This window comes from Stenotrophomonas sp. TWI1183 (genome assembly GCF_039673115.1).
In the GTDB taxonomy this organism is placed as follows: Bacteria; Pseudomonadota; Gammaproteobacteria; order Xanthomonadales; family Xanthomonadaceae; genus Stenotrophomonas; species Stenotrophomonas maltophilia_AA.
The window spans coordinates 243,446-268,199 of record NZ_JBDJKZ010000001.1 but is presented as its reverse complement, the minus strand read 5'-3'; the positions used below and the strand labels follow the sequence as shown (position 1 = coordinate 268,199).

Sequence of the window (24,754 nt, the reverse complement as noted above, 5' to 3'; positions counted from 1 at the left end):
CGTCCCGCGCTTACGGACGCGCACGTGGCATGCGCTGCTCCACCAAGGCCGCGATCCAGTCGATGAAGACGCGCAGCTTGGCGCTGACATGCCGGTTCGGGGGGAACGCAAGGTGCAGCGGCATCGCATCGATGCGCCACTCCGGGAACAGCCGGACCAGCTCGCCGGCGGCCACATGCGGGGCGGCCATGTAGTCGGGGAGCCACAGCGCGCCCAGGCCCGCCACGCCCGCGGCGAGATACGCATTGCCATCATCGACCGCGAGCAGGTGGTGCCCCTTCACCGTGACCTGTTCGTCGCCGCGCTGGAGGGTGTAGGGCAGCACCGTGCCACTGCGCGAGCGCAGGTAGCCGACCACGCGATGCGGGCTCCGCTCCAGGTCCTGCGGATGCGCGGGGATGCCCGCCTGCTGCAGGTAGGCGGGCGAGGCGTGGATGCCGGCCTGCAGATCGCCGATATGGCGCGCGACCAGCGATTGATCCGTGATCTGTCCGCCGCGGATCACGCAGTCCACGTTTTCGTCGATCAGGTCCACGTGGCGATCGCTGACGCCCAGATCGAGGTGGATCTCCGGATAGCGGGCAAGGAAGTCGGGCAGGGCGGGCACCAGTACCAGCCGCGCGAATGGGGCGGGCACGTCCACCCGCAGGCGCCCGCGCGGCGCCGCCGCCGCAGTGGACAGGCTGGTTTCAGCGTCGTCGATGTCGGCCAGCAGCCGGATCACCCGCGCGTAATAGGCGGCGCCATCGGCGGTGACGTTCACCTGCCGGGTGGTGCGGTTCAACAGGCGCACCCGCAGCCGGGCCTCCAGGTGCTGTACCAGCTGCGTGACCGTGGTGCGGCTCATGTGCAGCGTGTCGGCGGCCTTGGTGAAGCTGCCGGTTTCCACCACCCGGGCGAAGGCCTGCATTGCGTCGAACCGGTCCATCTGCATTCCACGGGGGCTGATTGTTTGGATTCTACAAACAATCCTGGCGGGGAGGCCGCGTTTATCCCGCGCCCCTGCCGGTCTACTGTGGCGCTTCATTCGTGACGAGCCGTTCGTCGGCCCAGGGCAGAGGTTGATCATGGCAACACGTGACGTCGTTTTCCCGCCGGGCCGCCAGGCCCTGTACGAGCGCAACCGCTATTCGCCGGCCGTGCGCTCCAACGGCTTCCTGTTCGTGTCCGGCCAGGTCGGCAGCCGCGAGGATGGCTCGCCCGAACCCGACCTCGAGGCGCAGGTGCGGCGTGCGTTCGAGAACCTCAACGCCGTGCTCGGCGCGGCGGGCTGTACGTTCGAGGACGTGGTCGACGTCACCGTGTTCCTGGTCAACCCCGAGCAGATCTTCGAGCGGGTGTGGGCCATCGTGCCGGACTACTGGGGCGAGGCGCCGTATCCGACGCTGACCGGGATCGGGGTGACCTGGCTGTACGGATTCGACGTGGAAATCAAGGTGATTGCGAAGCTGCCGTAGCAGGCCTTCACGCGGTGACGGCCGCACGTTGTCGATAGTGGGCCGTCATCCTGCTTCCTGTTGCGGATCCACATGCCCCTGATTCCCGAGCGCGTCCAGCGCTGGCCCCGGCCGTGGCGCGTGGCGTTGCTCTCCTTGTTGGCGCTGTACGTGCTGTACCTGCTGGCAGGCAACGTATTCCTCAATACGCCGCTGTTCGATGCGGTCACCAACCGCAAACCTGAAAAATTCACGATGCAGACCGGGCCGGCGCTGACCCTGATGCCGGGCCAGGCCGTGGTCTGGAACATCCGCATGCGTGGCCAGGCCAACCGCACGCAGTACGTGTTCCGTGCCGACCGGGCCAGTGCGTGGATCGACCTGCCGGCGCTGTTCCGCAAGGAAGTGCGCATTCCGCGGATTGACGCGACCGGGGTGGAAGCCGAGGTCGAGCGCGTCGAAAACGCCATCCCGCCACCGCCGCGCGGCGAGCGCGGCTGGACCCTGCGCTTCGATGCCATCCACAGCGACACCATCCGCAGCGGCCGTTTCGGCAAGCTGCTGGTGGTCGGCCAGGGCCACGGCACGGTCGGTTTCCTCAAGCAGCTCAAGGGCGGCCCTTCGGAGCTGTTCGATTCCACGGCAGGCTTCGACGATGCCCAGTTCAGCTTCGACGGGGTCAACGTCCTGGACGATGCGCATATCGCCGCGCGCTTCCACTTCCCGCGCCACTATCGTGACGACGCGCCGGGGCTGCAGAAACTCGGCATCACCTGGGCACAGCTGCAGATCGACGCCCGCAGCCAGGGCCTGCGCATCGACACCGGCGGGCCGCACGTCAAGGTTGGCAGTGCGGTCTCCAATGCGCGGCTGAAGGCGGATGTGACCCTGGAAGACGGCGCGCTGCGACCCGGCAGCCGTCTGGTCTGGCGGCTGCCGCTGCATGCCGGCGTGCACGCCGACGACCGTGGCCTGCTGTCCCTGCAGCTGGACGTGGCGCAGGACATGCGGGTGCAGGCGCGGCTGCCGCGCGACCCGGAGACGGGCAGCGAGATCAACGCCGATGTCCGCGTGACCGGCCGGAAGATTCCGTTCCAGGCGCCGGCCGAGCTGCTGCCGCGACTGTCCGGCAGGGTGCAGGGCGCGTGGCAGTTCCAGTCGCTGAACTGGATCAGCGACCTGTTCGTGAAAAAGCCCTGGTTCCATCTGGACGGCGGTGGTCTGCTGAAGGCCGACGTGCTGCTGGCCGAGGGTGAGCTGGCACCGGGCAGCAAGGTGGATATTCCGCAGGTGGCGGCCGTGGCCGAAGTGGCCGGCGTCCGCATGCGTGGCGATGCGCAGGCACAGGGCCGGATTGTCGAGGGCACGCCGGCGCAGGCCGAGCTGAAGGTGCAGATTCCGCGGTTCCAGGCCGCGCCGACCAACGCGCCCAAAGCGCTGTTGTTCGATGGGCGCGAGCTCGCGCTCACCCTGCAGGGCGATGCGCGCCTTAAGCAGTTGAGTGACGGCATGCGCGCGCAGCTGCGCTTTACCGATGCACGCGTGCCGGACCTGACGGCCTACAACCGGTATCTCGGCAACGACAACGTGCGCCTGCTCGGCGGCACCGGACTGCTCAGCGGTGATGTGTCGCTGGATGCGTCCGGCCGGGTCGGCAAGGGCAGGGCCGATCTGCGCGGGACCGGCGCCCGCCTGAGCGTGGCGGGCATCGCGATGCGCGGCGACGCGCAACTGCAGGCGCGCCTGCAGCGAGCGGATTTCGACAGCCGCCAGTTCGACCTCGGCGGCACCACGGTGGACCTGCGCAACATCCACGTGGGGGATGAGAAGAGTGATGGACGCTGGTGGGGCAAGGTCGCGATCCGCAGCGGCCACATCGATGCGGCCGCGCCGTTCCAGGTCGATGGGCTGGCCGACCTGCGCCTGCGCGATGCCGGGCCCTTGCTCGGCGTGTTCGCCCAGGGCAGTGAATACCCGCGCTGGGTGCTCGGCATGCTGGACTCGGGCGAAGTGCAGGCCAGTGGCCAGCTGCGCTGGCGTAGTGGCGAGCTGATCGTGGAGGACCTGAAGGCCGAGAACGAGCGGTTGTCCCTGCAGGCGCGGTTGGATCTGAGTCACGCCAAACGTCGGGGTGATCTCTATCTGCGCTGGGGCGTGCTGGGGGCCGGCATCGAGCTGCAGGGCGAGCAGCGCAAGTGGCACCTGGCCGGGGCCCGCGACTGGTATGCGGAGCAGCCGCGGTTGCTGCCGGCCAAGCCGGCCGCAGCGAAGCAGGGCAACGGCACGCCCTGACCGACGGCCGCTGCTCCCCCTTGCCGGGCCCGGCTTGGTATCCTCGCCGCGCCCACTGTCTGGTGACAGCGTGCTTTCTCGCCGTCATCGACCCGTTATCCCATGAGCAACAGCACCCACCGCGTCCAAGGCCTCAACAACGATGAGGTGGCGGCCGATTGGCCCGCCATCACCGATCGCGAGATCGCCTGGCTGCGCGGGCGCTTCGCCCAGCTGGACGGGGAGTGCCAGCTGATCTGGCACAGCCCGCGGCCGCTGTCCGCCGCCGCCATCGTGGAAAGCCGGGGCGGCAGGGTGTTCGTCAAGCGCCACCACGGCAGCGTCCGCACGACCGTGGGACTGGCCGAGGAGCATCGCTTCCTGCAGCACCTGGCCGGGCACGGCGTGCCCGTGGTCGAGGTGCTGCGTGACCGCGACGGTGCAACCGCGGTCGAGCACGAGGGGTGGACCTATGAGCTGCACAGCGTGGGCCGTGGCCACGACCTCTACCGCGACGCGCCGTCGTGGACGTTGCTGACCGATGCCGCGCAGGCACGCGAGGCGGGACGGATGCTGGCGACGCTGCATCGCGCGTCGGCCAGCTACCGCGCACCCCAGCGCAGCACGCATCTGCTGGTCGCGCGCGACGATCTGATCCGCGCCGCCGATCCCGTCGCCGCCCTCCAGGCCGGTCTCGCTGATCGCCCCGGCCTGGCGGCCTATCTGGCACGGCAGGACTGGCAGGCCGACCTGCAGCGTTCGGTGCTGCCGTGGCATGCCGGGCTGGCCGCACGGCTGCAGGCCGAACCGCGCCTGTGGGCGCACAACGACTGGCATGTCTCCAACCTGCTGTGGCGCCCGCACGGCGATACGTCCGTGGTCGCGACCGTGCTCGATGTCGGCCTGGCCTCACCGACCAGTGCCTTGTTCGATCTGGCCACGGCCATCGAACGCAATGCCATCGCCTGGCTGGCGCTGGAGCAGGAGGAGGAGGCCGTGCGCGTGGATATCGCACTGGCGCTGCTCGCGGGCTATCGCGGGATCGTGCCGCTGTCGGCCGAGCGCGTGCACCTGCTGGCCGATCTGCTGCCGGTCGTGCAGCTGGATTTCGCGCTCTCGGAGGTGGAGTACTTCGAAGGTGTGACCCACTCGCCGGCCAATGCGGACGTGGCGTACCACACCTTCTTGCTGGGGCATGCTGACTGGTTCAGCACCGCCGCAGGGCAGGGCCTGCTGAAGGCGCTGCACGCCGCCGCCTGAGGGCAGGCTCGCAAATCCGTACGGTTTGTAGTGAAATAGTCGCAGAAGCGGGGGTGCCTGGCGAAACCAGGCTGAGAGAGTCCCTTGGAACCTGATCCGGTTTGCACCGGCGTAGGGAGCTTTGAGCAGCAGGCATACCGCCGTGATGGGTCGGTGCGCGTGCGCGCCTTCGCTTCGTCTCCCCTCGCTGATGACGAATCGAATGAACCGCTGCTTCCGCCCCACGTTGTTGTCCGCCGCCCTCTGCGCCGCGCTGCCTCTCCATGCCAACGAACCCGCGGATGCGCCCGAGCGCTCGCCGACCGAACTGGCTGCGGTGCGCGTGCAGGCACATCAGCCGGCGGTCACCGCCACGCAGACCAGCAGCTTCGGCGCCGGTGACTGGAAGAGCACCCCGGCCTCGGTGAACGTGCTGGACCGCGACCTGCTGGACAGCCGCCAGGTCCGTACGCTGTCCGAGCTGGCCAGCAATGATGCCTCGCTGGGCGACAGCTACGCCCCGGTCGGCTACTACCAGAACATCGCCATCCGCGGCTTCCCGCTGGATACCGGCACCGGCTACCGCTTCAACGGGCTGGCCATCACCGGCGAGCAGCGCCTGGCATTGGAGAACATCCAGTCAGTGGAGATACTCAAGGGCGAGGCGGGTCTCGCCGCGGGCGTCATGGCGCCCGGCGGCATCATCAATTACGTGGGCAAGCGCCCGACCGAGGTCCGCAACGTCACCCTCGGCACCGACTCGGAAGGCTCGCGCTACACCGCGGTGGATCTCGGCCATTGGCTGTCGCCGCGTTTCGGCGTGCGCTTCAATGCGGCTTGGGAAGACAGCGATTCCTATATCGACCATGCCGATGGCCGCCGCAATTTCTACTCGCTGGCCACCGACTGGCTGATCGGCGAACGCGGCAAGCTGGAAGTGGATGCCAACTACCAGACCAGCGCGCAGCGCTCGGCCTCGGGCTATCAGCTGCTGGGCGCCACCGAGCTGCCGCGCGGCGTGGACCGCAAGCACCTGCTGGGTTACCAGGCCTGGCAGCGGCCGGTCGGCATCGACAGCACCAACCTGACCGCGCTGCATACCTACGATTTCAGCACGCGCTGGCAGTCGCGCGTGTCGGCCAGCTACAGCCGCTCGGTGATCGACGACAACGTCGCCTTCGCCTATGGCTGCTACTACGCCGCCGGATGCGCCGATGGCAGCGTGCCGGGCAACTACTTCGCGCCCAACGGCGACTACGACATCTACGATTACCGCAGTCCGGACGACACCCGCCGCAACCTGGAGTTCCGTGGCGAGCTGCGGGGTGCGTTCGACACGGGTGCCGTCAGTCACGCGCTGAGCATTGGCGCGGATCGTTTCGAGCGTACCGTGGACAAGCGCCGCAACGTCAACGAGTACGTGGGCACGGCCAACATCCACGACGCACAGGTGCCGCAGTTCGCGCCGTCGCCGCTGATGCCGGGTGCGTCCGCGCGGCGTCTGGACAGCGCGCAGACGGCGGTCTTCGCGCTGGACCGCATGAGCTTGGGCGATTGGCAGTGGCTGGCCGGGGGCCGTTTCGTGCGCCTGGACGAGCGGGCCTACGACAAGCGCGGCACGCCTGAGCGCCACAGCCGCCTGTCGCGCTTCCTGCCGCAGACCGCGCTGGTCTGGAAGGCCACCGATGAGGTCAACGCCTACGTCAGCTACGTGCGCGGCATCTCGCTCGGCCAGGAGGCCCCGTTCTGGACGTCCAACGAAGGCACGTTCCTGCCCGCGGTGCTGTCGCGCCAGGTCGAAGTGGGCGTCAAGTTCGTCCCCGGCGATGCGCTGACGTTGGGTGCCGCGCTGTTCCGTACCTCGCAGCCGTTCCAGTACGCCAAGCCGGACGGCAGCGATGCGGGCTACACCTTCGTCGAAGAAGGGCAGCAGACCCACACCGGGCTGGAGCTCACCGCGCAGGGGCAGCTCAGCGAGCGCCTGTCGCTGACCGCCAGCGCCAGTTTCCTGCGCGCCCGTGCACGCGATGCCGGCACGCCGGACTACGAGGGCCACCAGCTGATCAACGTACCGAAGACCCGCGCGACGGTGCACGCGGAGTACCAGCTGCCGTTCGTGACCGGACTCGGGATGACCGGTGGCTGGCGCTACGCCGCGTCCAACGTGGCCACGGCCGATGGCCGCGTGAGCGCGCCGGCCTACAGCGTGTTCGACGCCGGCCTGCGCTTCAAGCATCAGGTGGGCGTGCACCCGGTGACCTGGAACCTTTCGGTGGACAACCTGTTCAACCGCTTCTACTGGCGCGATACCGGCAGCAGCTCGGGTGACTACTACCTGTTCCCGGGCGCGCCGCGTCAGGCCCGGTTGTCGGTGACCTTCGCGCTATGAACCCGGCGATCCTGGAATGGTCGGCGGCCGCTGTCAGCATGCTCGGGGTGTGGCTGATGACGCGCCGGGTGCCGTTGGCCTGGCCGGTCGGGTTGGTGTCGGTCGCGCTGTACGCGCTGGTGTTCCTGGAGGCCAGGCTGTATTCGGACACGCTGCTGCAGATCGTGTTCGGCGGTTTCCTCGTCTATGGATGGGTGCGCTGGCGCGGCCAGGTCGAAGACGATGGCCGGGTTGCGATCCTGCCGCTGGCGCGGGTGGCGTTGTGGCGTGACCTGGGCATCGGCGTGGCCTTTGGTATCGCGCTTGGTGCGGCGATGCACTTCTATACCGATGCAGCGCTGCCGTGGCTGGATGCGATGCTGGCCGCACTGAGCCTGGTCGCCCAGTGGTGGCAGGCGCGCCGGCACACGGCGGCGTGGTGGCTGTGGATCCTGGTCGATGTGGTGTACGTCGGGATGTACCTGGTCAAGTCACTGCATGTCACGGCGGCGCTGTATCTGGTCTTCGTGGGCCTGGCGGTGATGGGCCTGCGGGCGTGGACGGCCGCACGTAACGAGAGCATGTTCCACAACGCGGAAGGGCGGCGCGTTTAAGTCCGCGCCGCCCTTCTTCACCTCAGGTCTGCACTCGACCCGGCGCGGTCAGAACCGCGCCGTGGCACCCACGAAGAACGTCCGCGCGCCACCGTCGTAGTCGTTGCCTTCTTCGATGGTGGAGACATCGCCGAGGTTGAGCACGCCGGCGCGCAGGGTCAGGCTTTCGTTGACGTCGAACCCGGCCACCAGGTCGCAGGTGGTGTAGGCCTTGGCGAAGGTCGAACTGGAGGTGGAGACCAGCTGTTCGCCGATGTGCTGGGCGCTCAGGTTGAGCGACCAGTCGTCGCTGACCTGCCAGTCCAGCGAGGTATTGGCGGTGAGCTTGGGCACGACCAGCAGGTTGGACCCGGTGGTGCGGTTCTTCGACTCCAGCATGCGCGTGGCATTGGTGGTCCAGGTCAGGCGCTCATGCAGCGGCACGGTGACGCTGGCTTCCACGCCCCGGGTACGCGCCTTTTCCACGTTCTGCGCGACGGTCCACCAGAAGCCGTTGACGAAGCTGGTGGTCTGGCCGGGGATGTCACGCAGCGGAACCTGCTGGATCTTGTCGTCGAAGTCGGTCAGGAAGTAGGTGGCCGAGGCCAGCCAGCCGTTCTTGTCGAAGCCCACGCCGATCTCGTAGTTGGTGCTGGTTTCCGGTTCCAGGTTCGGGTTGCCGGCCATGTAGCAGCCGGTGGTGCCATCGGCGCTGACCGAGCGGCTGTTCCAGCCCTCCACGGTGAGCGCGGTGCAGCCGCGGCCACCGGACTGCGTCGCCGCGCCGGCCGTGCCCTGCTTCAGCGTCGGTGCGCGGAAGCCCTGCGAAACGCCACCGCGGACAGTCCAGGCATTGGACGGATGCCAGACGCCGTAGACGCGCGGGCTCAGGTTGTCGTCGTAGTTGTCGGTGTTGTCCCAGCGCAGGCCGACGGTGAGGATGAAACGCTCGTGCAGCGTGATGTGGTCTTCGGCGAACAGCGCCCAGGAATCGGCTTCGCTGGTCGGGCTGATCCGGCCGGTGCCGGTCCAGGTCACCGGTACGGTGCCGATGGTGGCGCTGTTCTCCAGTTCCTCGCGCTTCCACTGGCCACCGACGTTCAGGCTCTGCTCGAAGCCCCAATGGAAGCTGCGGGTGAACGCGGTATCGAACACCGTCTCCTTGGAATGCGTGCCGACCGAGCTGCCCTTGTCTTCGTAATCGTTCTGGACCAGCGTGGTCTTGGAGGTGGCGGCATCGCCGTAACGGCCGTCATGCTTGATCGCGTAGCCGGTCTGCACCAGCTTGGACAGGCCCCAGGCGCCGACGTCACCGGCGCCGCTGTTGCGCTGTTCGCCGCGCGATGCCTCGAAGCCCAGAGTGTGGTCGTCATTGATGCGCCAGTTGAGCAGCGCGTTGGCGTTCTCGGCCTTGTTGCCCGGCGTCTGGTACTCGCCGCGATCCGATTCGCGGTCGGTCACGTTGGCACCCACGCGCAGGCCCAGGTTCCGGGTCAGCGGGCCACTGAACAGCCCGCCCATCTGCAGCGTATTGCCGCGCGTGGAGGAATCAGGCTTGCTGTAGTTGTAGGTGACCGAGCCACCCCATTCGTCGGCGATCTTGCGGGTGATGATGTTGATCACGCCGCCCATGGCGTCGGAACCGTACAGCGAGGACATCGGCCCGCGCACCACTTCGATGCGCTCGATCATGTCCGGCGAGAGCCAGTTCAGATCCTGCGGGCCCAGGTCATCGCGGTAATTGACGCCGGAGGAATTGCCCTGGCGGCGGCCGTCGATGAGGATCAGCGTGTACTGCTCGGGCAGGCCGCGCAGGCGGATCTTGGACTGCGCGCCGGACAGCGCATAGCCACCGGTCACGCCGGGAACCGTGCTCAGCAGCTGGCCGATGCTGCTGACCGGCTTGCGTTCGATCTCCTCGCGGGTGATCACGCTGATACTGGCCGGGGCGTCCTTGATCCACTGCTGGGCGCCGGTGGCGGTGACCACGACGGTGTCCATCTGGCGGGGCGAGGCGGCGTCTGCCGCTACATCCGCATGTACCTGACTCGCCAGGGCAAGACCAATGGCCACAGTCAGCGTGGCAACGGAACGACGGGAACGGGGGGACGGGTGCAACATCGACGCAGTACTCCTGGAAAAGAGGGGTCCGCTGGCGATGGCTTGGGGACGTCCGTGTGGGAAATTTCAACAACTCTTAACAATCGTATCACGACCCATTCGCATTTGAAATATTAGGATACGTTTGCACTCCCGCGTATTGTCAGCGCCAGCTGGGCGGTTCCCCTTTCTTCCAGCAGATCAGCACCAGCGCTATAACGACAGTCCAGGTGCACACTTGGAACGCCACGGGTTCCTTGAATGGCGAGAACACGAATGGGCTGGCCATCAGCAACGCGAACGCGACGGTGTAGACGACCCATCCCTGCCAGGCGCAGGGAAGTCCCCATCCCCAGCCATTGGAACGCGCGACAAACCAGTACTGTGTGTCCTTCATCTGCGGCTATCTCCTTATAGCGGGGTCAAACATCGCGTAGGTCTGGCCGCCATGCAGGCACCCACAGGCCGCGTTATTCCACCAAGGCCAATTGTCCGGCAACAACCGGCCGCAGTGCCAGCTTGTGGGTGACGCTGGTGATCGTGCGGCGCGGATCGGTCGGATGCGGCCGGGAGGTGGTGCTGCTCCTGCCTTGGCGCCAAAGCCCGACCATCACGATCTCCGCGCCCACCGGGAAGGACTTCAGCCACGCGGCATCGGGGTGCCCGACGCTTACTTCGTAGAAATCCCGGCGGTCGGTCACGCCGGTGTGCTGATACTTCGGGGCACAGTTGAGGAAGGTGACGCCATGGGGGTCACCGGGCTGCGGCGTGCGATGTGACCGCACGGTCCCAAGCAGCGCCATCGGCAGCTCGCTGGATGCTGAGCCAAGCCGTTCCCATGCCGCGTCGTAGCGGTCTTGCCGGTAGACGAAATTCGTCCAATCCACCCGCTTCTTGCCCAAGCGCAGGGTCAGCTGTGCGGCCAGCAGCGTGTCGTCCTCGCACATCGCCTGCAGCATGAGCAGGTCGGTGAGGGTGCGCAGGTAACCGTCGAGCGGTGCGTCTGCCGGGAGAGGCGTCGGCCCCGCGCTGCCGCGTTTCAGGGCCTGCTGAAGGACCAACAAGCGAAGCTCATGCTTCCCATCATCCAGTGTGGGCAGGAACTCGGGATCGGCTCCGCTGGCAAGGAGGGCCTGCAGGTGCCCGGGGGCGTTGTAGCGGCAGCCGGGAAGATGCTCGGTGCCTTTCTGCAGCGCGATGTAGGCGGGGACCAGGAGGGGCGGGGCACGCTCCACGCCGGGCCTGCTGTGCTCGGGGACGAACCGCACCGGCACGTTGCAGCCATCGCACAACAGGGTCGGCAGGGTCTGCTGCGCGTCATGGCGCTTCTGCAGGTCGCCCACCCGGTGCAGGGTGCCGTGCGTGCCCACCGCCTTGCGCATCTTGATTCCGCGACTCATCTGCAACCACTGCTTCGTTCAATGGCGACCATCATAGTCGCTTCGATCAGTCGCCCTGCGTCGCAAACCGCAGCCGGTTGTGGTCCGGATCGATCACCATCATCTCGCGCCCGCCCCAGGGCACGTCCGCCGGCGGTCGAAACACCGGTGCTCCGGCCGCGACAAACGCAGCGTGCAGTGCATCTACCTCCGGGACGTGGAAATAGACGGCGCCGCCAGGCTCGCAGTCGCCGGCATGCTCGCTCAGGAACAACGATTGGCCCTCACGGCTGATCTGCACGAACAGCGGCATGTCCGGGGCGAACCGGTGTTCCCAGTCGATTGCAAACCCGAGCCGCTGGTAGAAGGGCACGCTGACCGTGGCATCGGTCATGCGCAGCTGGGGGATGACGGTCTGCTGCATCAATGATCGCCTCAGCCCGGATAGGCAGGGAAACGCTGATCCGGGTGGGTTTTCTTCCATTCGGTATGCGCCACCGTGCCTTCCCAGGACAGGAAGGCATTGGGCACCCGGCCGCGGCCCGACCAGGTGGCGCCGCTGTGCGGCAACCAGAAACGCGGTGGCAGATCTTCTTTGGCGGCCTTGGCGGGCTTTTCACGCCTGGCCGGGCCTTCGGCTCCCACCACTGCCTGGATCCTGCGCTGCTGCTCCGGAGTGAAGTCAGCGAAGCTCGTGCTCAGCAGCACCGTGACGCGCTCGTAGGCCTCCCGTGTGGCGGCCTTCAGCAGTGCCTGCTCATCCATGCCCGATCGCGCGACCTGCGCTGCCAGGCTGGCGTTGATCTTGGATGCGGAGCGGGCAGGGGAGGGCGTTCGGGGCATGGGATTCCAGGGTAGGTGGGACTGACGGAGGGCACGATAGCAAATGCCGGCGTGAAGCCATCGCAGATCGGCGCGAGGGGAAAGCTGTACTTTCGCCAAACTGAACAGGGGGAGGTTCATCTGCGGGTGCGCAATGTTCCGGCAATCTTCGGCCACCAGATTCGATTCAACACCGTTCCACTCAAAGGATCCAACGATGCTTACCTCGACCGCTTTCAGCTTCCGTGGCCTGGCCCTCGCGTTGGCCCTGACCGCCGGCGTAACCGCCGCAGGCAACGCCGATGCGATGTCGCGCAAGGACAAAAACACGCTGGTGGGTGCCGTGGTGGGTGGCGTCGCCGGGCACGTGTTGTCCAACGGCGATCCGCTGATGACCGCAGGTGGCGCAGTGGCGGGCGGTGCGATCGGCAACGTGACCACCAAGGATCGCCGCGACCGTGACTATCGCTACGACCGTGATCGCCGCTATGACCGCGACCACCGTTACGAGCGCAGCAGCCGCCACGACCGCCGTCATGACCAGCGTCGCTGGAACCAGGACCGTCGCCACCATAACCGCGGCTGGCGCTGACGGTGGGCGCAGCCCGTGGCAAGGCCAGGGCTGCGCGTCCTTCCCAGGAGCACCCACCGATGCGCTGCGCGCGCGTGCGGCGAAGCAGGCGTAGATATTCCACGTGAGACGCCGGTGCCGAAAACCGCGGTGCCGGTGTTGGCGTGTCCATTGATTGAAGCCGTGCTCGGCCACGACGATATGGAATCGCCGGCTGTCGTGGGTTACCGTCCGGATTCAGAGCAGGGAACAGCCTGCAAGGAGACGCGCGGAGATCATGGCAAGGACGTCCCGTTCGAAACAGGTGGCGGAAGCGCAACGCCATCGGCATCGATGCAGCGCTTTCGCTGCGGTTGCCTTGGCTGTGTGGCTGACACCGTGTGTGGCTGCAGGCCAAACGCCGCCTGCCGGAATCGAGGAGGCGCTGCAGAGAGTGGTCGTCGTGGCGCAAGCGCCCGCATTCCGGCGAGCCGCGCAGCGTCTCTGGGGTGTTCCGCTGGCTGCGCCGGTGGTCGTGCCTGATCGTGCCTCCGGCACGAACTGGCAACGGAATTCCGTGACAGGGGCGACAGTGCCGGTGGCGCTGCGGAAGGATCAGCCGCCTGCCAACACCTGCACCCTCATCGACGGCGTACCCACTGTCCTGCTGCTTCTGCCGTTGCCCGCCGACCGGGATGGGCTGGCGACGCTGCTCTGGCACGAGCAGTGGCATTGCGTGCAGGCGGCCCTCGGTCTTCCTGCTGCCGAAGGCGACACGGCCCATCTGGACAGCGAAGCCGGTCGCACGGCGTTGCGGCTGGAAATGCGCGCCTTGGCACAGGCCGTTGCGGAAACCGATGACCGCCAGGCGCGTCAGCACGCCGCGGCGGCGCTGGGCTTCAGGGCGCTTCGCTCCGGGTCTCCACCATCGTCGAAACGCGCGCTGGGCGAGGAAGCGAACGTCGAACGCAACGAAGGCTTGGCCGAGTACACAGGGCGCTTCGTCGCCGCAGCCGCCAGCAATGCCAATGCCGCCCCCGCCGTTGTGGAGGCGCTCGCCAGGGCGGATGTCTCGCAGAGTTTCGTGCGCTCGGCTGCATATGCGACCGGGCCGGCGTACGGGATTCTGCTGGATCGTTGGTCGCCGTCGTGGCGCAGCGGGCTCTCGGCCACTTCGGACCTGGCGGGGCTGCTGGCAGGGACGCTTGATGTCCCACTGAGCGCGACGGACCTTGCCCGTGCCGGTGGCACCTATGGAATGAACGCAGTGCGCGCAGAGGAGCGCGAGCGGGCTAAAGCGCGGGAGCAGCGCAGCGCCGAGTACCGTCAGCGTTTCCTGGGCAAGGATGCTGTTCGCCTCTCCCTCGGTACGCCATCGGTGTCCTTCGATCCGCGCGCGCTGTTTCCGCTGGATGACGCGGGGACGGTCTATACGCCCATGACGGTTCGGGATGAGTGGGGGGAGCTGACGGCGGAATCCGGGGCGCTGCTGTCCAAGGACTGGGCGCTGCTCAGTGTCAGCGGCGACCCGGTGGAAGGCGAGGCCTCCAGATGGACGGGGCCGGGCTGGATGCTGGAGCTCAGCGAGGGGTGGAGACTCGGCAGGGACGCAGAAGGATGGCGTTTGACGAAGGCATTGCCGTCGAGCGTTGATCGTTCTGGAGACGATAGTGAGTGACGCATCGCATCGCATAAGAACGCACGTCCTGTCCGGCGATCATGCGCAGGCCTATGCCGTTGGCAGGGCGGCCTTGCGTGATATGCCTGACAACCAGGCCGTGCTGTCTGCGCTTTTCGAGTTGACCGCAACGCTCCGTTCCGAGTGCATGGACATGGCGAGCCGAAGAATGGACGCGAGCACCACCTACGCAGCCACCGAAGCGCTGCTGCGTGGGGTCAATGAACTCACCGGGCAGGACATGTACGGTAGGGCCACGCAGCACCCTGCGACAGAATAGCGATGAGGACGCCCATGGGCGTCCTCATCGGTTACCACCCCGCCGTCTTACCAGGCGTATTTCACGCCCAGCAGCCCGCCATAGCTGCGGTAGTCCTTGGCGCCACGCCCGGCGCTGATCTCACCCCAGGCAGTCAGTGCCCGGCTGAGCTGCAACTGCACGCCCGCCTTGGCTTCGTACACATCGCGCGGCGCAGCGCCTTGCAGCTTGATGTCATCCATCCACACCGAATTCGCGCCGCCATGGTTGCGCAGCCAGTTCACCGCTGCGAAGGGCTGCACCCGGTTGATGCCCTCCATGGTCGTGTGACCGAACAGGCGCACGCCCACCCGGGTCCGCACGCCGCCCGCGTTGGCCTCGCGAACCTGGGTGCCGTTGGTTTCAACGTGGTGGCCGCCGTCCATGCGGTAGTCGCTCCAGATCACCTGGGCCTGCGGCTCCAGATACATGGCGCTGGCGCTGCCGCGATGGACGTTGAAGGCGTAGCCGGTTTCGACCGAGGCAGTGGTGCTGCGGCTGTCGTAGCGCTCGGCCTGCAGCGCATCGCCCTGGGTCGTGTTGCGGAAGTGCGCGAACTGCGCCCAGCTGTCCACGTACAGGCCGCCGTCATTGGCGGCATCGCGCAGCCAGCTACCGTAGACACCGGCGGCGCGGCCCTTGACCCGACCTTCGGCGGCATAGCCGGTGACCTGGGAAAGCACGCGCTCGGTGGCTTCGCCGGTCCCCACCATCACGCCAACCACACCGCGGTCCTCGCGGCCCCAGCGGGTGAGGTCGGCACCCACCTGCAGCAGGTTCTGGCGACCCTGGTGGGTGAGCTGGTCATCGATGCGGCCACGGGTGTGGTCCGAGGTCACGCGGGCCCACACGCCGCCCATTGTATCGCCGTTCTTCTGGCGCTCGGCCAGGTTCGGCTCGCCCACGCGCTCGTGCATCGTGAGGTCGAACATGCCGACGGCAGCGGCCTGGTTGGCGAGGTAGACGCCGCCTTCCGGGCGCTCGACCGGCGTGGGCACTTCGGGGTCCAGGCAGGCAGGGTTCTGCGGGTTGGCCAGGCACTCGTCGATGGGGGCCACCGGCAGCTGCGAGCGCAGGTACCAGTCGCCATCGGTCGGGTCGGTGCGGCCACCCTGATGCAGGAAGTACTCATAGGCACCGCCCACGGCACGGCCCTGCAACTGGTATTTACCGGCAGAAACGCCGTCCACCTGGACCAGCTGGATGCCGTCATTGGTGAGGGCGCCCGGCCCGCCGATATTGTTCACGGCGATACGCGCGGTACCCGAGGTGTCGCCGCGTACGTGCAGCCGGTCGGTGGGCGAGGTGTCATCACCCAGTGCGGTGTTCATCGCCAGCAGGCCGTTGTCGGCGTGGAAGTTGCCGTCCACGGTGACGGTCTTGTACTGGCCGTCCGTATGGTCGAAGGCGAGGGTGGCGTTGGCGATCGCAAGGTTGCCGATCTGCGAATCGCCGGTCACGTCCCAGCGGCTGCCGTTGGCGAGCGAGAGATCACCCACGGCATCGGTGGCACCCTTCCAGTAGCTGTCGTGGTCGAGCGAGAGGGTGGAGGTGCGGTCGAGGGAACCATTGCCGTCGCTGTCGATGGCGGCATCGGAGAAACGGATGTCGCCGAGGGCGACCACGTTGCGGTCGAAGGAAACGGTATTGGCGCTGTCCGAGGCGAACTCGGCCAGCCGACCGTTGCCGCCTTCGATACGGGTGCCATCGCTAGCGCGCAGTGTTGCAGCTTCGAGGCCGAGGCCGGCCGAGGCGGCGGCGAAGAAGGTGCCGCCCTGGAGGTCGATCCGTGCGCCATTGCGGGCACGCGCCGCATAGGCACCGCTGCCCTGGGTAGTCACGTGGGTACCCGTTGCCTGTACGCGCGCGCCGTCGATGGCGTCCAAGCCATGCGATGCACCGCCGCGGGTCGTGATCGTGGCGCCCGCCACATCTGCACTGCTGCCAGCGCCAGACGCCACCACGCCGCGCGCGCTCTGGCCTTCGGTGAGAATCTGCACCTGCTCCAGGCTTAGATGGTTGGTGCCGCCATAGGCGGCGGCGCCCTTGGAGTCGTCGCCGGTGGTGTGCACGCTACCGCCGATCATGCGAAGCAGCGAGCCGTCACCTTCAACATCGACACCGTCGCCCCAGTAACCGGTAGTGGCGACGTCGGTGTTCTGCAATGTGATTTGGGCGCCGGAGGAAGCGACTGCGCCGGCTGCGCCGAACGGTAGACCGCTGGCGTCGGCGGTGCGGTTGCCGGCGGTTTCGATACGCGCGTTGGTGACATTGACCGTGCTTCCACCAGCGGCCCAGATGCCGCGACTGCGGTCGCCGGCGGTGCTGATGCGGCCGCCGTCGATGGTTGCGCTGGCGGTGTCGCTCAGCAGTACTCCGTGCGAGTCCTGGGTGCTGGTCTGGATGTTGGAGCCGACGACGTTGACCCTGGTACCCGCATTGCGGGCGGTGACGCCGTTCGAATCGTTGGCGGTGAGGTCGGAGCTGATGATGTTCAACTGTGCTCCGCCCAGCGCGGCAGCGCCATGGGCGCGGTTGTTGCCGACAACGGTGCTGTTGCTCAAGGTGACGACGGCATCGGAACCGCGTGCGAATACGCCGATGGAGCCAAGGCCGGAGGTAGTGATGGTGAGGTTGTCGGCGTTGATCACACCGGCGCTGGAATAGAGGCCGTAGGCTTCCTGGCCCGTTGTGGTGACCTGGCCGCCGGCGATGGTGATGCGGCTGTCGGCGCTGTCGACCACGGCGCCGTGGGAGTTCAGGCCTGTGGTGGCGACATTGGTCGAGGTGGCATCGATGGTGCCCGCAGTAGTGGCGTAGAGGCCGTAGGACCTGGCGCCGATGGTGCTGATGGAGGTGTCGCGGACATCCACGTGAGCACCGTTATCGGCGGACACACCATGGCTGTTGATCCGATCGGCGCGACCCGCGCGAATGGTGGTGCTTTCGACCACCGCTTGGCCGCCCAGCGTGGCGACCACGCCAGACGAAAGTGAGTTGATGGAGCTCTCCCGGATGTTCAGCCGGGCGCCCGCACCGCCGGCGAAGGCAGCAGGCCCGTTGCTGTTCACGGTGGCACCGACCGCGTTGATCGCGCCACTGGCACCTGCAGTGCTGCTGCCAGCGAGCAGGCCGACCGAGCCGCCATTGCTGGTAATCACGGTGCCCTGGCCGGCGCTATCGCGGCCCAGGTTGATCACGCCATTGTCGGCGGCACGCACGCCATCGGCGTAGATCGTTGCGGTGGTGATGCGGCCGCCGTTGAAGGTGACTTCACTGCCGGCGCCGGTGGCCTGCACGCCACGTCCGTTGTTGCCGGTGGAGCTGAAGGTCACGCCATCGGCCGCGATCCTGCCACCGTCCGTGGCGTTCAGGCCAGGGGACACATAGCCGGAGGTGGCGATGGTGCTGTTGCTCAGTTCGATGCGACTGCCGACCCCACTGGCGATAGCACCGGATGCCTGCTCCCCGCTGGTGGACAGGGTCATGTCCGACGCGGTGATGCTGCCGCCATTGACGGCGCTCATCGCGTGACCCAGATAGCCGGGATTGCCTGCAACGGTTTGACCGCTGGCATCGACATGGGTGCCGTCGGCAACGATCGGCAGCGCGCTGGCGGCATCCGCAGCCGCCATTGCGATCACCGAAGCGATAGCCAGGGAAAGGACCCGCTGTACTGAGACATCAGACTTCATGGTGTGCAACCTCGTAGTGTCGGCATTGGAGATGCCCGGGAAGATCGAGGTCGCAACGGTAGGAGGGCTGTCAATGAGAAAATATGCAATTAGTTGTAAATGATGGGTCGATCACAGAACGATTCACTGGAAATTCAGTAAAGACATCGCGTCCTGGATTTTGATGTGTCGCATGTATGGTCGCGCCGACTGCCGCGACTGCACTGGGACGACCGACGCGGCGTCTTCCCGACGCCCTATCGCCCAGCGCCGAAAACGCGCTTCTACGCCCCCGTGCCCGGCCTGCCTAAGCGCAGCCCAGGCGGCATCGCCATGCCTGCGTTTTGGCCGGGCCATCGGCGCAGCAGGCTGCGTACTCAAAAACCGCTTGACCTTCCCAGCGTGTCATGCCGGACAACGGTCGCCGGAGCCGTTTCGGTTCAGCAATCCAGATATCCAACCGCAGTCGCGAAAGGCACAACGATGATACTCACGCGCACCACCTTGATGACCCTGGCGATCGGCGCCGCACTCGCCCTCGCTGGATGCAGGGAGACCGCGCCTGGCGCGGGCTCCGCCCAGCCGCCCGGTGTGCCCGTCGCCGAGGTCATCGTCCGCCCGGTAACGCCCTTTGCCGAATTCACCGGCTCACTGACGGCGGTCAAGCAGGTGGAACTGCGCCCGCGCGTCGCCGGTTACATCCAGCAGGTCAGCGTGCCGGAGGGAAGCTTCGTGGAGAAGGGCAAGGCGCTCTTCCACATCGACCCGCGGCCGTTCCAGGCCGCACGCGATGCGGCCGCCGCGCGTCTGCGCGAAGCGCAAGCGGCCTCGGCGCTCGCCCAGGCCGACCACGCACGCGCCGAGCAGCTGTTCGCCCAGAAGATCGTGGCCCGCAACCTGCTGGACTCGGCCACGGCGGCGTTGAATGCCGGCAAGGCACAGGTGGACGCGGCCAAGGCGGCGCTGGATGCCGCGCAGCTGGACCTGGGCTTCACCCACGTCACCTCCCCGATCAGCGGCCGGGTAGGGCAGGTCCTGGTCACCGAAGGCAACTTCGTTGCCGCCGGGGTGACGCCGCTCACCACGATCGTGTCGATCAATCCGCTCCACGTCTATTTCGACGTGGACGAGCGCACCTATCTGCGCTCACTGGCTGCGGGCCGGACGCAGGACGCCGCCGCCGGCCCTGCAGCCGCCAAGGTTGCGGTGGCCCTGGTCACCGACAAGGACTACAGCCGCGAAGGGCGGCTCGATTTCCTCTCCAACGCAGCCGATCGCGGGACGGGGACGGTGCGCGTGCGCGCGGTGATCGACAACCCCGATGGCCAGCTCACGCCCGGCCTGTTCGCCAAGGTGAGACTGGAGGCCGGCCCGTCGAAGGACCGGGTGCTGGTCTCGGATCAGTCGATCAGCACCGACCAGGGCCACCGGTATGTGTTGGTGGTGGGGAAGGGGGATACGACCGAATACCGACCGGTCGAACTCGGCCCGGTAGTGGATGGGCTGCGGGTCATCGAGCAGGGCCTGCAACGTGGCGACCGCATCGTCGTCAAGGGCCTGGTGCGCCCCGGCATGAAAGTGACGCCGCAGGCGAGTGCCATTGACGGTACGCCGCTGAAGGCGCCGGCGAAGAAAGGAGCGGCGCAGTGAATTTCCCGCGCTTCTTCATTGATCGGCCGATCTTCGCCATCGTGCTGTCGGTGCTGATGGTGATCGCCGGCATCGTCGCCTTCTTCCAGTTGCCGCTGAGTGAGTATCCGGCGGTGACGCCGCCTACCGTCCAGGTCACGGCGTCCTATCCGGGTGCCAATCCGAAGGTGATCGCCGAGACGGTGGCAGCGCCCCTGGAGCAGGCCATCACCGGTGTCGAAGGCATGATGTACATGTCTTCGCAGTCCGCGACCGACGGCCGGATGATCCTCACCGTCACCTTTGCCGACGGGACCAATCCGGACATGGCACAGGTCCAGGTGCAGAACCGGGTCTCGCGTGCGTTGCCGCGCCTGCCTGCCGAAGTGCAGCGCCAGGGCGTGGTGACCCAGAAGACGTCTCCCGACATCCTGATGGTGGTCCACCTGCTGTCGCCGGACAAGCGGTACGACCCGCTCTACATCTCCAACTATGCCTATCTGCAGGTGCGCGACGAGCTGTCCCGCATTCCCGGCATCAGCGATGTGCTGGTCTGGGGAGCGGGGGAGTACAGCATGCGGCTGTGGCTGGATCCCAGCCTCATCGCCGCCCGCGGCTTGACCGCCGGTGATGTCATTGCCGCGGTGCGCGAGCAGAATGTGCAGGTCGCCGCCGGTTCGGTCGGGCAGTCGCCGGATTCCACCGCCGCCTTCCAGGTGACGGTGAACACGCTGGGCCGCCTGACCGACGAAGAACAGTTCGGCGACATCATCATCCGCACCGGCGATGACGGCCAGGTCACCCGCCTGCGCGACGTGGCACGGATCGAGATGGGCGCCGACGCCTATGCGCTGCGCAGCCTGCTCGATGGTGAGCCGGCGGTGGCCCTGCAGATCATCCAGAGCCCGGGTGCGAATGCACTCGACGTGTCGGCCGCCGTGCGCGAGACCATGGCCAGGCTCGAGAAGAACTTCCCGGAGGGCCTGTCGTCGCGCATCGCGTATGACCCGACGGTCTTCGTGAGGGCCTCGCTGGAATCGGTCGCGACGACGCTGCTGGAAGCAATCATCCTGGTGGTCATCGTCGTGGTGTTGTTCCTGCGCAACTGGCGGGCCTCGCTGATCCCGCTGCTGGCCGTCCCGGTGTCCCTGATCGGCACCTTCGCCGTCATGCACCTGATGGGGTTCTCACTCAACACGCTGTCCCTGTTCGGCCTGGTGCTCTCCATCGGCATCGTCGTCGATGATGCGATCGTGGTGGTGGAGAACGTCGAACGGCATATCGAGGACGGCGAGGAGCCGCTGGAGGCGGCGCGGCGTGCCATGCGCGAGGTGACCGGGCCGATCATCGCGATCACCTCGGTGCTGGCTGCGGTATTCATTCCCACGGCCTTCCTGACCGGCCTGCAGGGCGAGTTCTATCGCCAGTTCGCCCTGACGATCGCGATCTCCACGATTCTGTCCGCGGTCAACTCGCTCACGCTCAGCCCGGCGCTGGCCGGGATGCTGCTGCGACCGCGCACGATCGCACCTCCACGCGATCCGCGCAGCCTGCGTGGCCGTGCCGGGCGGGTGTTCGAGCGACTCAGCCGTCCCTTCGAGCGTGCACCGGATGCGTATGGCAATGGCGTGCGCAAACTCGTGCGGGTCAGTGGGGTAGCGCTGTTTGTCTACGGTGGATTGCTCGCGCTGACCTTGTTCGGCTTCAAGGTGGTGCCGCCCGGTTTCGTGCCGATGCAGGACAAGTATTACCTGATGGGCATCGCCCAGTTGCCCAACTCGGCCTCGTTGGACCGCACCGACGATGTCGTCAAGCAGATGTCGAAGCTCGCACTTGCCGAGCCGGGCGTCGAGAGCGTGGTCGCCTTCCCGGGGCTGTCGATCAATGGTTTCGTCAACGTGCCCAACGCAGCGGTCATGTTCGTCATGCTCGATCCGTTCAAGGACCGTACGTCGCCTGATCTCGCGGCGACGGCGATCGCAGGGCGTCTGCAGGCGAAGTTCGCTGGCATCCAGGATGGCTTCCTCGGTGTGTTCCCGCCGCCGCCCGTCCCCGGGCTGGGCGCCACGGGCGGCTTCAAGATGCAGATCGAGGATCGCGGCGGAGTGGGGCTGGACGCCCTGGTCCAGCAGACCCAGATCCTGATGATGAAGGCCACCGAATCCGGCCAGGTCGCCGGGCTGATGACCAGCCTGGATGTCAACGCGCCGCAGCTGGACGTGGTGATCGACCGGACCAAGGCCAAGAGCCAGGGCGTGCCCTTGGCGGATGTCTTCGAGTCCCTGCAGGTCTATCTGGGCTCGCTGTACATCAACGACTTCAACCGCTTCGGTCGCACCTACAAGGTCACCGCCCAGGGGGACGCGGAACATCGCATGCAAGCCGAGGCGATCGGCCAACTGCAGGTGCGCAATGCCGCCGGTCAGATGCTGCCGCTGTCGTCATTCGTGACGGTCACGCCGAGCGCGGGTCCGGACCGTGTCATCCACTACAACGGCTATCCCTCCGCCGACATCTCCGGCGGCGCGCCGCCCGGGGTCAGCTCGGGCCAGGTCGTGGCGGTGATGGAACGCTTGGCCAAGGAAGTGCTGCCCGAGGGCGTGAGCTTTGAGTGGACCGAACTGACCTACCAGCAGAAGCTGGCCGGTGACGCGGCGCTGTACATCTTCCCGCTGTGTGTGCTGCTCGCCTACCTGATCCTCGCCGCGCAGTACAACAGCTGGTTGCTGCCGTTGTCGGTGCTGCTGATCGTGCCGATGTGTCTGCTCAGTGCGATCGGCGGCGTCTGGCTGATGGGGGGGGACAACAACGTGTTCGTGCAGATCGGTCTGATCGTCCTGGTGGGGCTGGCGGCGAAGAACGCGATTCTGATCGTCGAGTTCGCCCGGGCACTCGAGGCAGAGGGATGGGCCACCGTCGATGCGGTGGTGGAAGCATGTCGACTGCGGCTGCGTCCCATTGTGATGACGTCGTTGGCCTTCATCGCCGGTGTGGTGCCGCTGGTACTGGCGACCGGCGCGGGCGCCGAGATGCGCCAGGCGATGGGCGTCGCGGTCTTTGCCGGCATGTTGGGGGTGACCGTGTTCGGCCTGTTCCTGACGCCGGTGTTCTATGTGGTGATCCGCCGCATTTCGTCCCGCTTCGAGAGGCGCAAGCGCTGCGCCAGCCACCCTGCACAGGAGAGTGCGTCGTGAACGATCGTCGCCGCAGGCTGTCCCTGCTTCCCCTTGCCGCAGGCGTGATGCTGTCCGCGTGCGCCTCGGTGGGGCCCAACGTCGCCTCGCCGTCGCTGCCCAATCTGCCGTCGGCGCCGTTCCCCACCGAATTCCGCGTGGGGTCGGCCGGGCTTTCACCCGGTGCAGTGGACGCGGCGTGGTGGCAGTCCTTTGACGATCCAGTGCTGACCTCGCTGATCCAGCGCGCATGGGCGGCCAACCATGACATCGGGCTCGCCGCCGCACGCCTGGACGAAGCCAAGGCGATGCTTCGCGAGAGTCGGCAAGGCTACCTGCCACGCGGCAGCGTCGGCGTCGGGCATGAGAACCGTCGGCTCGGCGAAGTGGAACGCGGACCGGGCCAGGCGCGCCGGACCGAGACCTATCGGGCTGCAGTCGATGCCTCCTGGGAGATCGATCTGTTCGGCCGTGTCCGCCGCTCGGCGGAAGCAGCACGGGCCGACGCCGGTTCGCGTGAAGCGCTGCTGCGCGATGTGCAGGCCAGCGTGGCGGCGGCGGTGGCGGCCACCTGGTTCGAGCTGGGCGGGCTGGAGGCGGAGCTCGGCGTGGTTGTCGAGATGACGCGGAGCCAGCGCGACAGTCTGCGGCTGGTCGAGGGACTGGTGGATGCCGGCTCGGCCAACGAGGTCGACCGCCTGCGGGCGGACGCCGCGCTGCGCGCCGTTGAAGTGGTGGCGCCCGAACTGGCGCACCGCCGCGCCGTGGCCTCGAACGCGCTCGCCCTCCTGCTGGGTGAGACACCGCAGACCTTCGCCGCACCTTCGACCGCAACCGCACGCGACGTGCTGGAGGTCCGCAGGATCGCCGTGGGTGATCCCACTGCGCTGCTGGCACGACGTCCGGATATCGAAGCGGCGGAGTTGAGCCTGGCGGCGGCGACCGCTCGCATCGGCGTAGAGACCGCAGGGCTGTATCCCCAGATCGAGGTGCAGGGGTCGATTGGCGTGGTGGCAGGCAGCCTGGGCTCCACGGGCGGGAGTTCGGCGCTGTCGAGCCTTCTGGCACCGCTGCTGCGCTGGTCCTTCCTCGACAGCGGACGGGTTCGCGCCAGGATCGCGGCGAGCGAAGCACGTGCGCGTGAAGCGCTGATCCGCTACGACCAGACCGTGCTGCATGCGCTGGAGGAAACCGACAACGCGTTCGGTGCCTTCAGCTCGGCCGGCGAGGCGCTGCAGCTCCGGCTCCAGGAAGCGTCCGCTACGGGTCAGGCAGCAGGCCTTGCACGCGCGCAGTTCACCCACGGCGAGGGCATCTATCTGGATGTCCTGGATGCGGAACGGGCCGACTTCGCCAGCCGGCGTGCCTTGGTGGTAGCCCGGACCAACCAGCGCCTGGCCATTGTCAGCATCTACAAGGCGCTGGGCGGTGGCTGGCTGCCCTGCACGCGGGAAGAGATCGACTGTGGTGGTGCAAGCGGCGCGCCGGATGGGCGATTCACCACGCTTCTGCCGCGGCCTTAGACCTGCCTGAAGGAGACCACC

General features: G+C 67.1%; 18 protein-coding genes and 1 riboswitch. Of the genes, 11 read left to right on the top strand and 7 right to left on the bottom strand.

Features of this window, described 5'->3' with window-relative positions; translation table 11 throughout:
- Positions 1 to 10 precede the first annotated feature (10 nt).
- Complete coding sequence (locus ABE434_RS01215; RefSeq protein WP_346477509.1) at positions 11 to 928, bottom strand: LysR family transcriptional regulator; 918 nt, start codon at positions 926 to 928, stop codon at positions 11 to 13.
- A gap of 139 nt (positions 929 to 1,067) precedes the next feature.
- Between ABE434_RS01215 and ABE434_RS01210 the strand changes: the two genes are divergently transcribed.
- The 5 genes from ABE434_RS01210 (at position 1,068) to pnuC (ending at position 7,928) form a co-directional block, all read left to right on the top strand.
- Positions 1,068 to 1,457 carry a RidA family protein gene (locus ABE434_RS01210; RefSeq protein ID WP_176988673.1) on the top strand — a complete coding sequence of 130 codons (390 nt, stop codon included), beginning with the start codon at positions 1,068 to 1,070 and terminating at the stop codon, positions 1,455 to 1,457.
- 72 nt (positions 1,458 to 1,529) lie between these two features.
- A complete protein-coding gene (locus tag ABE434_RS01205) occupies positions 1,530 to 3,728 on the top strand; it encodes a hypothetical protein (RefSeq protein WP_346477508.1) in 2,199 nt (732 codons plus the stop codon).
- Positions 3,729 to 3,830: 102 nt separating this feature from the next.
- The gene (locus ABE434_RS01200; protein WP_346477507.1) at positions 3,831 to 4,967 is read left to right on the top strand and encodes a phosphotransferase; all 1,137 of its coding nucleotides are present in this window, start codon (positions 3,831 to 3,833) and stop codon (positions 4,965 to 4,967) included.
- Between the two features lie 39 nt (positions 4,968 to 5,006).
- A riboswitch (TPP riboswitch) is annotated at positions 5,007 to 5,102 on the top strand.
- Between the two features lie 67 nt (positions 5,103 to 5,169).
- Positions 5,170 to 7,335, top strand: a complete 2,166-nt coding sequence (locus tag ABE434_RS01195) for a TonB-dependent siderophore receptor (RefSeq protein ID WP_346477506.1) — start codon at positions 5,170 to 5,172, stop codon at positions 7,333 to 7,335.
- Positions 7,332 to 7,928: a nicotinamide riboside transporter PnuC gene (pnuC, locus tag ABE434_RS01190; protein WP_346477505.1), complete on the top strand. Its 597-nt coding sequence runs from the start codon at positions 7,332 to 7,334 to the stop codon at positions 7,926 to 7,928. The genes ABE434_RS01195 and pnuC overlap by 4 nt, the downstream gene beginning before the upstream one ends.
- Before the next feature lie 48 nt (positions 7,929 to 7,976).
- Here the strand turns inward: pnuC and ABE434_RS01185 are convergent, their stop codons facing one another.
- From ABE434_RS01185 to ABE434_RS01165, 5 genes are all read right to left on the bottom strand, one after another.
- Complete coding sequence (locus ABE434_RS01185) at positions 7,977 to 10,028, bottom strand: TonB-dependent receptor (RefSeq protein WP_346477504.1); 2,052 nt, start codon at positions 10,026 to 10,028, stop codon at positions 7,977 to 7,979.
- Between the two features lie 142 nt (positions 10,029 to 10,170).
- Entirely contained in the window at positions 10,171 to 10,404 is a 234-nt protein-coding gene (locus ABE434_RS01180) for a hypothetical protein (RefSeq protein WP_179458702.1), read from the bottom strand.
- Positions 10,405 to 10,477: 73 nt separating this feature from the next.
- Entirely contained in the window at positions 10,478 to 11,407 is a 930-nt protein-coding gene (locus ABE434_RS01175) for a hypothetical protein (protein ID WP_346477503.1), read from the bottom strand.
- A gap of 46 nt (positions 11,408 to 11,453) precedes the next feature.
- Positions 11,454 to 11,810, bottom strand: a complete 357-nt coding sequence (locus ABE434_RS01170; protein WP_346477502.1) for a VOC family protein — start codon at positions 11,808 to 11,810, stop codon at positions 11,454 to 11,456.
- A gap of 11 nt (positions 11,811 to 11,821) precedes the next feature.
- Positions 11,822 to 12,349: an H-NS family nucleoid-associated regulatory protein gene (locus tag ABE434_RS01165; RefSeq protein ID WP_346477501.1), complete on the bottom strand. Its 528-nt coding sequence runs from the start codon at positions 12,347 to 12,349 to the stop codon at positions 11,822 to 11,824.
- Between the two features lie 76 nt (positions 12,350 to 12,425).
- Here ABE434_RS01165 and ABE434_RS01160 point away from each other — a divergent pair, with 76 nt between their 5' ends.
- The 3 genes from ABE434_RS01160 (at position 12,426) to ABE434_RS01150 (ending at position 14,716) form a co-directional block, all read left to right on the top strand.
- Positions 12,426 to 12,800: a glycine zipper 2TM domain-containing protein gene (locus tag ABE434_RS01160; protein WP_176988680.1), complete on the top strand. Its 375-nt coding sequence runs from the start codon at positions 12,426 to 12,428 to the stop codon at positions 12,798 to 12,800.
- Between the two features lie 256 nt (positions 12,801 to 13,056).
- Positions 13,057 to 14,436 (top strand): hypothetical protein, encoded by a 1,380-nt coding sequence (locus tag ABE434_RS01155; RefSeq protein ID WP_346477500.1) that lies wholly within the window; start codon positions 13,057 to 13,059, stop codon positions 14,434 to 14,436.
- Complete coding sequence (locus ABE434_RS01150; RefSeq protein ID WP_346477499.1) at positions 14,429 to 14,716, top strand: hypothetical protein; 288 nt, start codon at positions 14,429 to 14,431, stop codon at positions 14,714 to 14,716. The genes ABE434_RS01155 and ABE434_RS01150 overlap by 8 nt, the downstream gene beginning before the upstream one ends.
- A gap of 47 nt (positions 14,717 to 14,763) precedes the next feature.
- Here ABE434_RS01150 and ABE434_RS01145 read toward each other — a convergent pair whose 3' ends face one another.
- The gene (locus tag ABE434_RS01145) at positions 14,764 to 18,369 is read right to left on the bottom strand and encodes an autotransporter outer membrane beta-barrel domain-containing protein (protein ID WP_346477498.1); all 3,606 of its coding nucleotides are present in this window, start codon (positions 18,367 to 18,369) and stop codon (positions 14,764 to 14,766) included.
- Positions 18,370 to 18,891: 522 nt separating this feature from the next.
- On the opposite strand from ABE434_RS01145, the gene ABE434_RS01140 reads away from it, so the two are divergent.
- From ABE434_RS01140 to ABE434_RS01130, 3 genes are read left to right on the top strand one after another with little or no spacing between them, the layout of a single operon-like run.
- Positions 18,892 to 20,058, top strand: a complete 1,167-nt coding sequence (locus ABE434_RS01140) for an efflux RND transporter periplasmic adaptor subunit (protein ID WP_346477497.1) — start codon at positions 18,892 to 18,894, stop codon at positions 20,056 to 20,058.
- Entirely contained in the window at positions 20,055 to 23,231 is a 3,177-nt protein-coding gene (locus ABE434_RS01135) for an efflux RND transporter permease subunit (protein ID WP_346477496.1), read from the top strand. Before ABE434_RS01140 ends, ABE434_RS01135 begins: the two co-directional genes overlap by 4 nt.
- The gene (locus tag ABE434_RS01130) at positions 23,228 to 24,733 is read left to right on the top strand and encodes a TolC family protein (protein WP_346477495.1); all 1,506 of its coding nucleotides are present in this window, start codon (positions 23,228 to 23,230) and stop codon (positions 24,731 to 24,733) included. The genes ABE434_RS01135 and ABE434_RS01130 overlap by 4 nt, the downstream gene beginning before the upstream one ends.
- The last annotated feature ends 21 nt before the right edge of the window (positions 24,734 to 24,754 follow it).